11 protein-coding genes are annotated in these 14,287 nt (G+C 60.4%); all 11 read right to left on the reverse strand.

What is annotated here, in order from left to right; genetic code table 11:
- Nucleotides 1-40: 40 nt before the first annotated feature.
- The gene (locus T370_RS22820; protein WP_248604242.1) at nucleotides 41-1,891 is read right to left on the reverse strand and encodes a sigma-54 interaction domain-containing protein; all 1,851 of its coding nucleotides are present in this window, start codon (nucleotides 1,889-1,891) and stop codon (nucleotides 41-43) included.
- A gap of 536 nt (nucleotides 1,892-2,427) precedes the next feature.
- A complete protein-coding gene (locus T370_RS0109615) occupies nucleotides 2,428-3,408 on the reverse strand; it encodes a Bug family tripartite tricarboxylate transporter substrate binding protein (protein WP_005027942.1) in 981 nt (326 codons plus the stop codon).
- A gap of 31 nt (nucleotides 3,409-3,439) precedes the next feature.
- A complete protein-coding gene (locus T370_RS0109620; protein WP_029435594.1) occupies nucleotides 3,440-4,933 on the reverse strand; it encodes a tripartite tricarboxylate transporter permease in 1,494 nt (497 codons plus the stop codon).
- Nucleotides 4,934-4,942: 9 nt separating this feature from the next.
- Nucleotides 4,943-5,428: a tripartite tricarboxylate transporter TctB family protein gene (locus T370_RS0109625; protein ID WP_029435595.1), complete on the reverse strand. Its 486-nt coding sequence runs from the start codon at nucleotides 5,426-5,428 to the stop codon at nucleotides 4,943-4,945.
- A gap of 105 nt (nucleotides 5,429-5,533) precedes the next feature.
- Nucleotides 5,534-6,007: an L-2-amino-thiazoline-4-carboxylic acid hydrolase gene (locus T370_RS0109630; RefSeq protein WP_005027945.1), complete on the reverse strand. Its 474-nt coding sequence runs from the start codon at nucleotides 6,005-6,007 to the stop codon at nucleotides 5,534-5,536.
- 1,142 nt (nucleotides 6,008-7,149) lie between these two features.
- Nucleotides 7,150-8,544 (reverse strand): sigma-54 interaction domain-containing protein, encoded by a 1,395-nt coding sequence (locus tag T370_RS0109645; RefSeq protein WP_029435597.1) that lies wholly within the window; start codon nucleotides 8,542-8,544, stop codon nucleotides 7,150-7,152.
- Nucleotides 8,545-8,705: 161 nt separating this feature from the next.
- Entirely contained in the window at nucleotides 8,706-10,007 is a 1,302-nt protein-coding gene (locus T370_RS0109650; protein ID WP_005027947.1) for a TRAP transporter large permease, read from the reverse strand.
- A complete protein-coding gene (locus T370_RS0109655) occupies nucleotides 10,007-10,513 on the reverse strand; it encodes a TRAP transporter small permease (protein WP_005027948.1) in 507 nt (168 codons plus the stop codon). Before T370_RS0109655 ends, T370_RS0109650 begins: the two co-directional genes overlap by 1 nt.
- A 59-nt stretch (nucleotides 10,514-10,572) precedes the next feature.
- Nucleotides 10,573-11,571: a TRAP transporter substrate-binding protein gene (locus T370_RS0109660; protein ID WP_005027949.1), complete on the reverse strand. Its 999-nt coding sequence runs from the start codon at nucleotides 11,569-11,571 to the stop codon at nucleotides 10,573-10,575.
- Nucleotides 11,572-11,841: 270 nt separating this feature from the next.
- Nucleotides 11,842-12,675 (reverse strand): amidohydrolase family protein, encoded by an 834-nt coding sequence (locus tag T370_RS0109665; RefSeq protein WP_005027951.1) that lies wholly within the window; start codon nucleotides 12,673-12,675, stop codon nucleotides 11,842-11,844.
- A gap of 620 nt (nucleotides 12,676-13,295) precedes the next feature.
- Nucleotides 13,296-14,204 (reverse strand): (2S)-3-sulfopropanediol dehydratase activating enzyme, encoded by a 909-nt coding sequence (hpsH, locus tag T370_RS0109670; protein ID WP_029435598.1) that lies wholly within the window; start codon nucleotides 14,202-14,204, stop codon nucleotides 13,296-13,298.
- Between the last annotated feature and the right edge of the window lie 83 nt (nucleotides 14,205-14,287).

Genomic DNA, 14,287 nt, shown 5'->3' on the forward strand with positions numbered 1-14,287 from the left:
GGATCCCCTTCAAGGGAAAGCCGTTCGCCCACCCCATCCGCTATGGCTGTTTCCTGCATGGGGCGATCTCGCTCGATATAGCGACAGGCATCCTGTCCATCCTCCCGCCCATCCTTACGGGTTCGCCCGTTTCGCTTATCCCCGCGCGGTCCGTCCTCCCCGCCATGTCCCCCGGCAACGCATGGGAGGAGGCACAGCCGGAATGTTTTGCCCCAGGCGGGCTGGGGGGGAAATGACGGAAGGGAAGGCGGCCCCTCCCTCTCCTTTGCGCAGGCCTGCTGAAGGCGTCCAAGGCCTGGAACAGGCAATGGCCCGCCATGCAGGGGATTGCGACAGGGCGGGCGGTTGCCGCCGTATCCATGCGAAAAGGCGAGCCCTCAGTCATCTCGCGTGCTTTCTCGCCGTGATGCCTAGCTGCCCCATCCTGCGGTAAAGCGTGGCAAGGCTGATCCCCAGTTCCGAGGCCGTCCGTTTTTTCCCTTCCGTGTGCTGCCCGTAGCGCCCGAGGAGCTGCATGATCCTGTCGTATTCCGCCGTATCGCGGGCAGGCCCCGGCGGTGGGGACAGCATACCTTTTTCCGTTTTGACGGGAGGGGGGGCTTGCCGTCTTGAAGCGGGAATCCATGAGATCCAGCGTCAGGACGCCGTGCTCGCAAAACCCGACCCCGTATTCCACAAAGTTTTTCAGTTCGCGCACGTTGCCGGGCCACGGGTAGGCCTCGAAAGCGTGCATGAGTTCGGTGGCGACCCGGTAGGTGCAGCCCCGTTCGCGGCTGAACGACTGGAGGAAATGGGCCACCAGCAGCCGGATGTCGCCTTGCCGCTCCCGGAGCGGGGGCACGAACAGGGGGATCACGTCCAGCCGAAAGAACAGGTCTTCACGGAACGCCCCCTGCGCCACCAGTTCACGAAGGTTCCTGTTGCTGGCGGCGATGATGCGGATGTCCACGCTGTGGTTGACCTTCCCGCCGACGCGCCGGACAACGCGCTCCTGCAAGACACGCAGCAGCTTGACCTGAAGCGACACGGGCATTTCGGATACCTCGTCGAGGAAGAAGGTACCCGTGTGCGCCTGTTCCAGAAGCCCCTTTTGGCCCCCGCTGTTCGCGCCGGAAAACGCGCCGGGCTCATAGCCGAACAGCTCGCTTTCCATGAGCGATTCCGGGATGGCCCCGCAGTTGATGGCGACGAACGGCCCCGTATGGCGGGGGCTGTTGTCATGGACCGCCTGCGCGATCAACTCTTTGCCCGTCCCCGACTCCCCTTGGATAAGGACGGTGGCGTTCGTGCCGGCGGCCTTCAGGATAGCCGCCTTGAGCCGCAAGATGGCCTTGCTCTCGCCGATGATGCTGGGAAAACGGTCATCGCGCGGTTGTTCGGGGAGCGATTCCACGTCGCGTCCGCGGGCCCATGCGAAACCGATGATCTGGCTGATGAGCTCGAACGCCTTTTCCGACTTCATCAGCAGCTCGGCGCGCTGATTGTCGGTGAAGGCCACGATCTGCACGACCGCGACGATTTCGTTTTCTATCACCACCGGCCCCGTGAAATTGGCCACATCCGCGCAGGCCCCCTTGCCGGAGCAGGTACGGCAGACTTCTTCTTTGCCGGGCGTCAGCACCATGGAGCTCTGGCCGGAACGCAGGCTGTAGGTCAGCGCATTGTCCGCGGGCATCCGGAACCCGACACCGCGGAGGTAGGGGCCGGTTCCCCCCACGCAGTAGCCTTCCGCGTTCATGATCACGATTTCCACGTCCAGCAGCTCCGCCAACGGGGGAAGATGCTTCTGCACAAGGCGCCAACGCTCGGTGACGGGGGAACCCGATGGGAGGGGAGGTTCGAGAGGGGTGTTGATCCACAGGGGGACAGCGGCATGGATTTCCGATCTCATAGGTGTCTCCAAATAGGCAAATCTATATGTTTTATCGATGTATCTTACTTTTATAGTTACTCTTTTGAGTTTCTCACCTGCATGAGAAAAAGACAAGCGAAAAGGTGGAAAAAAGGAGAAGCCGTATTTTTTTGTTGTTCCCGAAGCGGGTGGCGGAAACCGATTCTGAGAGGCTGCCTTTGGACGGCGGGGGCTGCCGGGACCTTCTCATGCAACAGCACCGCTGCGCCGGGGGGAGGCCCTTCGCATGTCTTCAAGAGCGGAACCGGGCCTCCATCGCCTGCTCTTGAAGGGGCTCCGCCGTTTCCGCCCTCCCCCTGCAAAAGGGCCTCATCGGGTTGCGGGCGATACCCATCCCCAGATGCGCCCGTGGCTGTCCGCGGGAAAAACGGCTGCCGGGCGTTTCGGCATACGGACGCCTCCCGCGCCCCGGCGAAAACCGCCAAGCGGAAGGGAGGCCCCCCTTGACGCCGCCCGTGCTGGCCCCAAACAAAAAAGCCGCCCCTGAGGACGGCTTCCTGACGAAGGGCTTGCCTTTACTTCTTTTCGGCTTCCTTAGCCTTGCGGATAGGCTCCTCAAAGAGCTTGTAGTACCCTTCGATGACCTTGCCGAATTCGTCGGCGGGGAGGTAGTTGGTGGTCATGTTGACCTTGGCGAACTTGGCCTGCACGTCGGGATCGCTGAGAGCTTCCTTGATCAGGCTCTGGAGGCGTTCGATGCGATCCTTGGGGGTCTTGAGCGGGGCCACGATGCCGTACACGGAGTCGAACACGAAACCGTCGCCGAACATTTCCTTGAACGTGGGCGCGTCGGGATAGTTGGGATCGCGCTGGGCGCCGCACACGGCGATGACGCGGATGTCCTTGTGTGGCTTGAAGTTCACCACGGGCGTGAACCCTGCGGAGATGTGGTTGCCGAGGAGCGCCGTCACGATTTCCGCGCCGCCGTTGTAGGCCACATAGGGGAGGTCGGATTCGGGGAACAGCTTCATCACGTTGGCGTGGTAGAAGCGCTGGGCCGTAAACGCGCCGGGGCTGGCGAGGCTGTACTTGCCGCGTTCGGCCTTGGCCTTGTCCATGAGATCCTGCACGCTGGCGATGCCGGAATCGGCGCGGACGCCCCAGCCCATCGTGAAGACGTTGACCTGCGCCACCGGGGCCAGATCCTTATAGGTGAAGCCGCACTTCTTGTATTGCGGGACGACGGTCAGCACGTTGGCAGAGGTGAGGCTGATGGTATAGCCGTCGGGACGGGCGCGGACGGTTTCGAGCGTGGCGGGGATGCCGCTGCCGCCGGGCTTGCTGGTGATGAGCAGCGTGATGTTGTGCTTGCGCTGCAGGTAGTCGCCGATAATGCGGGCGGCGGTGTCGGGAGCGTTGCCCGCGCCGAAAGGCATGATCAGGGTGATCGGGCGGCTCGGGTAGTCTTCTGCCGCAGCTTGGAACGGCATGGCGCAGAGCAGGGCCGCGGCTGCGGCAACGCCGGTGCGGAACATCCGGGACAGATTCCTCTTCATGAAGGCTCCTCCTGAAAAAAGTGTGGATGGATCAGACCGCCTCGCGCTTGCATCCCCTGTATTCGTCCCAAATGGTTTTGAGGACGACGCAGGCGCTGACGGCCAATATGGCGCAGGATATGGGGCTGGTGAAAAAGGTGCTGAAGTCGTCGCGGGAGAGGGACAGGGCCCGGCGGAAGTTGGATTCCGCGAGCGGGCCGAGGATCATGGCGAGCAGCATGGGCGGCTGGGGGAACCCCGCCTTGAGCATCAGGTAGCCAAGCAGCCCGAAGGCGGCCATTACGCCGATGTCGAACGTGGAGTTGTTGGCCGCAAAACTGCCTATGGCGCACAGCGTGAGCACGACGGACATGAGGATCGCCGTAGGCACGAGGACGACCTTGCCGAGGATGCGCACGGCGATGAGCCCGACCACAAGGATGAGGATGTTGGAGACGAAGAAGCTCGCGAAGATGCCGTTGACCGTGGCGCCGTGCTCCTGAAAAAGCAGCGGGCCGGGCGTCAGGCCTTGGATCATCAGCGCGCCGAGCAGGATGGCGGTGAGCACGTCTCCGGGGACGCCCAGCGTCATCAGGGGGATGAGCGCCCCGCCGGTCACGCCGTTGTTGGAACTTTCCGTCGCGGCCACGCCTTCCAGCGTCCCCTTGCCGAACGCTTCGGGATGCTTCGAGAAGCGCTTGGCTTCGCCGTAGGCTATGAAAGTCGCGGCGCTGGCCCCCGTAGCCGGGATGATGCCGATGAGCGTGCCGAGGAGCGAGGAACGCAGCAGGTTGAACTTGTTCGACCAGATTTCCCTGAGCGTCAGCCCCTGATTGGACAGCTTGCCCTCCTTGACGATCCCGCTCTTGCCGAGGAAGACATCCTCAAGGGACAGGAGCACCTGCGATACCGCAAAAAGCCCGACGAGCGCGGGCACCAGCGAGATGCCGTTGAACAGTTCCGGCACATCGAACGTGTTGCGGAAATCGCCGGAAACCGGATCGATCCCCACCGTGGAAAGGAAAAGGCCCACGAATGCGGCGGCAAGCCCCTTGCACATGGCCCCTGAAGACAGGGTCGCCACCACCGTGAGCGCGAAAACGGCCAGTGCGAAATATTCGGCCGGGCCGAACGACATGGCGGCGGTCGCCAGCAGCGGCGCGCAGGTCACCAGAGCGACCGCGCTGAAGATGCCCCCGAAAAACGAGGCGAACGTGGCCATTTCCAGCGCTTTGCGCGATTGCCCCTTGGCGGTCAGCTTCGGGCCCTCGAGCAGGGTCGCGGCGGCGGCCACCGTGCCCGGCGTGCCGACGAGGATGGCCGTGATCGATCCCCCGTAAATGGCCCCGGCGTACATGCCGAGCAGCATGGAAAAAGCCTCCACGGGCGGCATCCCGAAGGAAAGCGGGATGAGCAGGGCTACGCCCATCGCCGCCGTCAGGCCCGGCATGGCCCCGAACAGGATGCCCAAAGAAACCCCGGTGACGTTGGCTATCAGCGAACCGAAACTCAAGGCCGCCTCTATCCCAGCAAAAACCTCGGACATCGTGTCCTCCTACGGCAACATGATCTGAAAGAAGTATCCGAAGGCATACAGCAGCGCTCCCGTGGTCAGCGCCGCCACTCCCATGATTTCAACGGGATTCCGGCGTCCCAGAAGGGGCAGGGAGAACAGCAGGAACAGGAACGTGGAGATCGTAAATCCGCCGTTGTGCGGCCACGGGAACCAGCTCTGCTCCACGAGCCGGTCGCCGAGCCAGATCATGCCGGACAGGTACATGACGAAGAAACCGAAAAAGAGAAGGGTCTTGATGACGGCGGATCGGTTTCCCCAACTACGGCCGGGCCGGCTCCTCAGCAGCCCTTGGAGGATGAGGAAAACCCCGCACAGCGCCATGCCGCCGAGGGCCAGCGTGGGCAGCGCATCCGCCCCGACAACCTCCCCATCGGACGGGGCGATGGAGGCCGACACTTCGTAAGCCCCCACCGCGCAAAGGCATAGAAGAACCGCGCCGGAAAAAATATCGTTGAGGTTTTTCATGGAATTCCTTTGTGTTGTTGAGGCCCCGCCCCCCGGAAAGCGGGAGCGTATACCCTCCGTTTTCCGGGGAGTCGGGCGATCAGGCGAAAAAGCCCGCCGTCCCGGTCAATCCTTCTTCTTTTTCCACAGCACGACGCGGCAGAAGGGGTCGCCCTTGCCGAGGCGTTCCACGATATCGCACGGGATGCCGTGCTCCTTGGCGCGGTTGCGATCCAGTTCCATAGCCACGTCACAGAAAAGATCCTGATCTTCAGGAGAAAGCCCCATCTTTTTCCATTCTTCGAGGAGGGGGCAGTAGTGCATCTTCATTTCGCAGTATTCTTCGGTGTCGGAAATTTCCGTCTCGAATACGCCGCCCATCATGGTGTAGTGTTCGTTCATCCAGTCTTCGGGAGCCAGCTTGCGCCCGTCGCGCTCGGCACGGATGCGGCCGTATTCGGCAATCCCCTCACGGGCGAGGGCTTCGGCCTGTTCGCGGGTCATTACTGAGGAAAACGCCTTGAACAGACAGGCCTGAGAGCGGGCCCTGTCCTGCATGGCCCCACGAACACGGCGTACAACTTCGGGATTCCATTCCATGAAACTTCTCCTGTTATCATAAAAGGTTTCACATCTTCTCCGTGTAACCGGACATTTTTTCTAATGCGATTTTTGTGCCATACGGCGCATACTCCGCATCTCACTATTGTTACAGATTTTTTATCATTGCAGGCACATTATTCTCATCCTGGAATTCTCTTTTCGCATCTCATTGAGAAAAAATTCTCACCACATGAAAATACAGTGCCCTTTATGCCGTTCTCTTTATTTTCAGTCAGGTATGCCGCACAGTTACGGCAGCGCAGTTTCCGGACTCCTTTGCCGACAGGCATTCAGGGCACGAAAACACACCGCCAGGATCCCAGGATGGGACCGCAACCTGCCCGCGCAAGGAAACGGATGCGGAACGGAAAAAGGAAGATTGACAGGATGGCGCGCTGTGAAAGGCGAAAGAAAAAGCCGGAAAAAATGCCGAGGGGGAAGGACAACGGAAGCCTCTGCTCACCCGCCTGTTTTTCCGGCGAAACAGGAGAGGGGGACAAGCGCCTCCGTGTGGGATAGCACGCCGCCCCTTCGAGCGCGGAAAAGACTGGAGGTTGCGAATGCTATTCAAACAAATGCGGTAGATTACGGACGGAAAAGCTGGGAAACCGTATGACGGCATTCCGAACGGATACGGCGGAGAGGAAATACCCCAACGGGCGGAGCGCCGACGGGTTCCAGACCGTATCCCTGAAAAGTATCTAGCGGGGATGATGGGATAGCCAGAAAAAGGAAAGCCCGCTGGAGTTCAGCGGGCTGCCTTCATGCGGCGGGAGGGCCGAATCCATGCTTCCCCCTCCACATCCTATTGACTGTATTCCATTCTTGGTTACGTCCGCAGCACGCGCCGTATCCATAAAACGGAGGCTTGGCGAGCCTTCGAAACAGCACCGGGGGCTCAAAAAACTTCTGGCGAACGTAAAGAGGCCCCCGAACAACGCCGGGCATCCTCCCTTTTCCGTCTTGACGCGCTCCCTCACGGGTGGCTTCAAGTTCGGGAACGGCATTCCCCGAAGGCAATCCATACCCCGCCCTTTCCCTATCTGGCGATAAAACGGGCTGAAGACGCCGACAGCCAGCATCGCCGCCCCACCCGATGTATTCCCGAGGTACAGCGGCCACCTCCCCAGCCCCAAGCGTCACTGCATCTTCCCTTCTTTCTCCAATTCCTTCACTTTTCTGAAAATCGTACTGCGGTCGACCTGAAAGTGCCTGGCGACCTCGGTGATGCTGCCGTAACGTTCCATCGCGGCTGAAAGGACCTTGTTCTCAAGGTCCTTCATGATCTCCTTGTATGTCTTGCCGTCGAGTTCAAAATCGAGGCCGTCCCTGCGCGCCGATGCGGCAGGCTTCGCCACGCCCGAAATGGGGACATCCGAGGCCCGGATCACGCTGTCCTTGCTGGTCACGGCCAGCCCCTGCACAAGGTTTTCCAGCTCGCGGATATTGCCCGGCCACTTGTAGTCGAGGAGCAGCGATTCGGCTTCTTCGGAAAACGCCAGCTGTCGATGGTACTTGCTGCCGTAAAACCGCAGGAACATGCGTGCGAGGGGCAGAATGTCCGCCTGGCGGTCGCGCAACGGCGGAATGGCGATCACCGCCACCTTGAGCCGGTAATAGAGATCACTGCGGAATTCCCCGCGCGCGATGGCGCGTTCGAGATTCTTGTTGGTGGCGGCGACGATGCGGACGTCGATCTGCTTCGGCGTGGTGGAACCCACGCGCATGATCTCCCAGTCCTGAAGGAACCGGAGCAGCCGCGTCTGCATGGGCATGGGCAGCTCCCCGATTTCGTCGAGGAACAGCGTGCCGCCCGCCGCCGCTTCGATGAGGCCGATCTTGCCCGTCTTGCTCGCGCCGGAAAACGTGCCCGCCGCATAGCCGAACAGCTCGGTTTCAATAAGGTTTTCGGGGATGCTTCCGCAGTCCACCTTGATGAAGGTCTTGTTCTTGCGCAGGCTCAGGGCGTGGATACGGCGGGCAATGACGTCCTTGCCCACGCCCGTCTCACCGAGCAGCAGGACCGTGGCGTCCGTCTCCGCAATGGTGTTCACCTCGCCGTAGAGCTTGATCATGGCACTGCTGGTGAACAGCTTCGGCGTCTTGCGGGAAAGCTCCTGCGCGTCCCCGGCGGTACTGAGCTGCTGGAACGCTTCGAGCAGTTCCTTCTGGACGCTCATCTGCTCCCGCATCTCGGAGAGCATGGTCACGTCGCGGAGGAAGGTGATGCACAGCACCAGCTTGCCCTGCGCGTCGAAAACCGGATTGGCTTCGAGGATCAGCTTCCGCCCGTCGGAAACGGTCTGCACGCGCGTGGCGGGCTGCCCCGTCCGCATGACCTCCGGGTTCAGCACCACGTCGAGCCTGCCGCGCTTGACGAACTCCATCACGGAATGCCCCAGCATCTCTTCGCGGGGGATGCCCGTGATTTCGGCATGGCGCCTGTTCAAATGCACGACGGTCCCTTCCACGTCGGAGATGCAGATCCCCTCTTTGAAGGCGTCAAAAAGCTGATCAAGATACTCTTGCAACATTACATGTCCGTTCTTAGTTTGTGAATCGTTTCTCGAAGCATCTTCTCCTTATGCCCCATCACATGCCGAAAAGCAAGAAATCATAAGTTGTTACTATAATGGAAAAGAATCCGCCCGGCGGAGAAGCCGGGCGGAACCGTAAAGAAGCGCCTCCGCCGGGGCTACTGCCCGTACCCCATAAGGCTGGGCAGCCATGTGCTGATCGCCGGGACGTAGGTGAACAGCAGGATACACAGGGTCAGCGCGATCAGGTAGGGGATGACCGCGACGGAGATGCGCTCCACCGAGATGCCCGCTATCCGCGACGCCACGAAAAGGTTGACTCCAAGCGGCGGCGTCAGCATGGCGACGTTGTTGGTCACCACAAGGACTATGCCGAAATGGATCGGGTCGATGCCGAGCTGGAGGATCATGGGCAGGAGCACCGGTACGAGGATGATGATGGTCGCCAGCGTTTCCATGAACATGCCGAGGACATACAGCACGCCGATGATCATGAGCAGCACGAGATGGGGATCGTCGGAAATGCCGAGCACGATGGACGCAAGGCGCTGCGGGGCTTCCTCAAAGGTAAGGATCTTGCCGAACAGGGTGGACGCGCCCACGATGAGCAGCACCGCGCCGCAGGTCATCGCGCCTTCCAGCAGGGCCCGGTAGATGTGCCGTGGCCTGAGTACCCGGTTGATCACGATGCCCACGAACAGCGCCCACACGATGGCGACCACGGACGCTTCCACGGGCGTCGCCCAGCCGGTATAGATCGAGCCGAGGATGATGAACGGCGTCGCCAGCGCGAACCCGGCGTTGCCGCAGCTCCTGAGGAAAAACTTCATGTTGAAGGGCGCGGCGTTCTCGTCGCCCTTGAAGCCGTTCCTCTTCGCCAGCAGGTAGGCGGTCATGATCATCGCGAAGGCCACGATGAACCCGGGGATGAACCCTGCGGTGAACATGGCGGTCACCGACAGGTTCCCGAGGATCGCATAGATGATCATCGGGTTGGACGGCGGGATCAGGATGCCGATGGTGCCTCCGGAAGAAGCCGCCGCCGAAGCGTAATCCTTGGAATAGCCGTTGCGGACCATCGCCGGGACGAGGATGGTGCCCACGGCGGCGACGGTCCCCGGCCCGGAGCCGGAAATGGCCGCGAAGAACGTGCAGGCGAGGATGGTGGTGATGCCGAGGCCGCCGTAGACGCGGCCCACAAGCTGCTTCACCACGTCGACGATCTGCTGCGTGATGTTCCCGAACTCCATGAGCGTGCCCGCGACCACAAAACAGGGGATGGCGAGCAGTGGGAACAGGTTCAGGCCGTCAAAAAGCGAGTTGTGGATGACCGACAGGGGCAGGATGTCCCCGCCCGCGAGGATCGCCACCACGGAAGAGATGATCAGGGACATGAAGATCGGCAGCCCCAGCAGAAACATGGCGACAAGGACAATGAGGGCAATGGCTAGGGGCGTCATCAGGCTGCCTCCTCGTAACGAACCAGTTCTCCGAGGGTGCCGTTCCGCCAGCGCACGACGTATTCCTCAACGATGCGCCAGCTCACCAGCACGAAGCTGAACGGGATAATGCATTCCACCCACGCCTTCACAACGCCGAGGGTAGGCGACACTTCGGGGTAATACAGGCCCTCTTCGATGCAGGCGAGCCCGATCCACGCCACATAAAGGGAGAAGCCGATCCAGATGATGTCCCCGACGGCGCGGAACACGAGCCGCCAGCGGGTCGGAAGGAACATGAACTGTGCGGTGATGCGGACATGCCCACCGCGCTTCACGGCAAGGGCGGCCCCGACATACACGGCCCAGAGGAAACTGTAGCGGGAAAGCTCCTCCGTCCACGCCAGCGACGACCCCACGGCGATGCGCATGGCCACCTGAAGGAAGAGGCAGAGAACCATGACCGCGACGAACAGAGCACAGGCCCCCTCTTCGAAGTTGTCGTAGAGCTGCTTGAAAAAAGACATACGTCCTCCAAGGAATGAAGACGACGCGCGGAGCCGAAACCCGCGCGCCGGGCGTCCGTTTACTGCTGCATGATGGCGAGGGCTTCATCCACCACGGCCTTGCCGCCGACCTTGTCGTAGAACTGCGGCCACACGGAGCGGGCGGCCTCCGTCCAGGCGGGTTCGTCGGACACGTCATTGATGACCATGCCGCGAGCAAGGCATTCCTTGAGGGCGATTTCATCCTGTTCCGCGGACCACTTCCATTCGTAGGCAGCGGCTTCCTTGGCGGCCTTTTCCACGAGGGCCTTGGTCTGCGGGTCGAGCTTGCGGAACCACGGGTCGCTCACGAGCATCGGGCCGACCCAGAGCATATAATGGATGTTGGTGATGTACTTCTGGACTTCCCAGAACTTCTGGTCGCGGTTGATGGCGTGGGGGTTTTCCTGCCCGTCGACCACGCCCTGCTGAAGCCCGTTGAAGGTTTCGGACCACGCCAGCGGATGGGGTTCGACGCCCCACGAGCGGAAGGCGGCAAGCTGGAGCTCCACGGCGGGAACGCGGATCTTCAGGCCCTTGAGGTCGGCCATCGTGTTGATGGGCTTCTTGGAGTTGGTGATGATGCGGTAGCCGCCCACAAGCCACGACAGGGGCCGGGTACGGCTCTGCTTGGCGATGGCGTCGGCGGTCTTGTTCATGAACGCTTCATTGCCGAACAGCTTTTCGGCGTCGGAAATCTTCGGGAACATGTACGGCAGGATGAACACCCCGGCCTGCGGCGCGAAGGGCGTCAGGTTCCCGTCCGCCAGCACCGCGAGATGGATCTCGGCGTTGCGGAGCTGTTTGACGTTGGCCTGTTCGTCGCCGAGCGAGCCGCCATAGAAGGTCTGTACGGTGATCGCGCCGTTGGATTCCTTCTCGACGATCTCCTTGAACTTGTCGATGGCGACCACATGTAGGCTGCCCTGCGGATTCGCGGTAGCGGCACGGATGGTCATCTTCTTGTATTCCGCCGCGTTGGCGGTGCCAAGCGAAAGCATCAGGACAGCCGCGGCGAAGGCCGTAAGAAAACGTCTCATGCAATTCCTCCTCTTTTTTCCCCCGAAATGGAGATGATGCTGCAAACCGGGACAAAGCCCGTCTCCCCCTGTGGGAGATTCCTCTGTTTCATTCCCGCGCCGGACGGCCCCCCGACCTTCCGGCACGGGGGCGGCCCTGTACCGCCCCCTCTCCCAAAATCAGCTTTCCAATGCGGCGTTGGCCAGCACCGTGACGGGCTCTTCCCCGACAGAACGGGAAGGCGGTTCAACGGTTCTCAAGATACGAGGGAACCTGCCCGCTGGCCACCGTCAAAGGCCAAGGAGCTTGGCGGCGTTGTTGTAAAAAATGTTTTCAAGCGCCTGCGGGCTGAAAGGCAGTTTCCTGTACAGCGCGATCTGCCCCTTGAAGTCGAGAAACGGATGGGCGCTGGCGAAGATCACCTTGTCGCCGATCATGGTGTTCGCGGCCTGAATGTAGCCTTCGGAGAACGGCGACTGCTCGTACTCGGAAAGCTCCAGATAGACGTTGCGGTTGCGCTGAACGACCATGATGATCTCGTTCACCCACGGGTAGCACCCGTGGCTCACTACGATCTTGAGCTTGGGGAAGTCCCGGGCCACCGCGTCGATATACCGGGGGTGGCAATGCTCGGGGTCGGCCCCGTCCACCAGGGTCGCCATGCCCGTACTGATCACGACGGGAATGTCGAATTCACAGCACTTGGCATAGATCGGATAATATTTTGCGTGGTTGGCCGGAATCTTGGCGAGAAACGGGTCGATGGCCGCGCCACGGAAACCGTGGGTTTCGACCATGAGCCCCAGCTCGTCGATGGCGTCCATTCCCTTGTGCGGGTCAAGCCCGGCCATGCCGATGAAACGGTCGGGATACTGTTCGAGGAAGGGGATAACCCCCTTGTTGCCGGAAGCGATGCCGTAGGTGGTTTCCGCGTCGCGGCTGGTGATGACGCCCTTGACCACGTTCTGCGCTTCCATGTCGCGCACGATGTCTTCAATGGGCTGGGAGCGGGCGCGCTCATGGAATTTGAACAGCGCGTGCATCTCGCCGAAGACGGGATGGTCGATCATCCCCTGTACGGTGGAAGGGATGTTCGGACGGAAACGAAAGTCGATGATCTTCACGATGGTCCCCTTTGCATGAATGTCTGGCGTGACGCCTTGACGACGATCTTTGCTTTCCCTAAAGCAAGAGGCGGACCATTTGTGAAACAAAAAACATTTAACAAGACTCCTTACTGCTATAAAACGGATAAAATTACCTAACAGACTCTTTTTTCATCTTTTTTATTTTCATCTTTTCCGTAGGTTCGGCTTCCGTCTTGCTGTTTTTCAGCCTTTGCCATGCGAATAACCGTCCTTCCGTTCCCGTCCGCAGGAATATTGTCCTCCATCCATTCTTTTGATGCTTATAATACACTTAAATAACATGTTCTTTTTTCATCACAGGAAGCGCTTCAAATCCATGATGCGAATACGCACCTTCCGCATTGCAAAAAAACACACTCCTCTTTTCCTTCCTAATACAGCCATATAACAGCAAATCAAAGGTTTGAAACCATCAATATGTGCATTTTTGCACAGTTCATCATTCCATGAATGCAAAAAAACACAGCTTCCAGCCCCTTTTTCCTTCTCCCCTGCAGTTCCCCGAGGTACAAAAAAAGCCCCTGAACCCAGTACAGTCAGGGGTCAGGGGCAACGGTACAGACGCTTCAATACGGCCTAAAGAAAAATGAAAGTTCTTATTTCTCGTAGGATTTCAACATAATGTTCAACCGTTTCATGAAGGCTTCATCGGCCTTCACGCCCTCCAGCTCATAGCGCCGCCCAAGGTAGCCGTATTTGGGCTGCCCCATGCGGTGGTAGGTCAGCGCTTCATAGCGGATATTGGCCTTCCTGGGAATCATTTCACGAATACCGAGAATATCCTCTTCCGTATCGTTGAAACCGGGGATGACCGGCGTGCGGATCAGCACCGGAAGATCCGGGAAGTGCTCGAATACGTGCCCGATGTTCTTGAGGATCAGTTCGCTGCCCACCCCCGTGGCCTTCTTGTGGCGGGCTGAATCGAGGCACTTGATGTCAAAAATCAGGGCATCAAGCACCCGGCAGGCCTGATCCAGAACGTCGGTCGGGTAGTGCCCACAGGTTTCGATGGTCGTATGGATATGGCGTTTCTTCGCCTCGCGCAGCAGGGCCAGCGCGAAATCCGGCTGCGCCAGCGCCTCGCCCCCGGACAGGGTGAGCCCGCCGCCCGATCGCGTATAGAACACGCCGTCCTCTTCCACGCGGCTCAGGATTTGATCCACGCTCTGCGTTTCGCCGTACACCGTCTGCGCCCCGCTCGGGCAGGCGCGCACGCAGGCGTTGCAGCCCGTACACTTCGAGCGGTCAAAGCAAACCAGCCCGCCGACAATGCTCACGGCCCCGGTCGGACAAGCTTTGGCGCACCGCCCGCATACGGCGGCGGTCAGGCAGCGCGTGGGGTTGTAGGCGCGCTCCGGCTCGCGGCGCTGCGACTCCGGATTGCTGCACCACGGGCAATGCAGCGGGCATCCCTTCAAGAACACCAGCGTACGGATGCCTTCGCCGTCGTGGACGCTGAATTTCTGCACATTGAACACGATACCCGTTTGTTGCCTGTCCAGCATGGTGGCTGCTCCTGACGTAAGAAAACTGGGGGAAGGGAGGGAAAACCTTTCTGGAGAAAGGTTTTCCCTCCCTTCCCCCAGAC

It is taken from the genome of Bilophila wadsworthia ATCC 49260 (assembly GCF_000701705.1).
Lineage (GTDB): Bacteria > Desulfobacterota > Desulfovibrionia > Desulfovibrionales > Desulfovibrionaceae > Bilophila > Bilophila wadsworthia.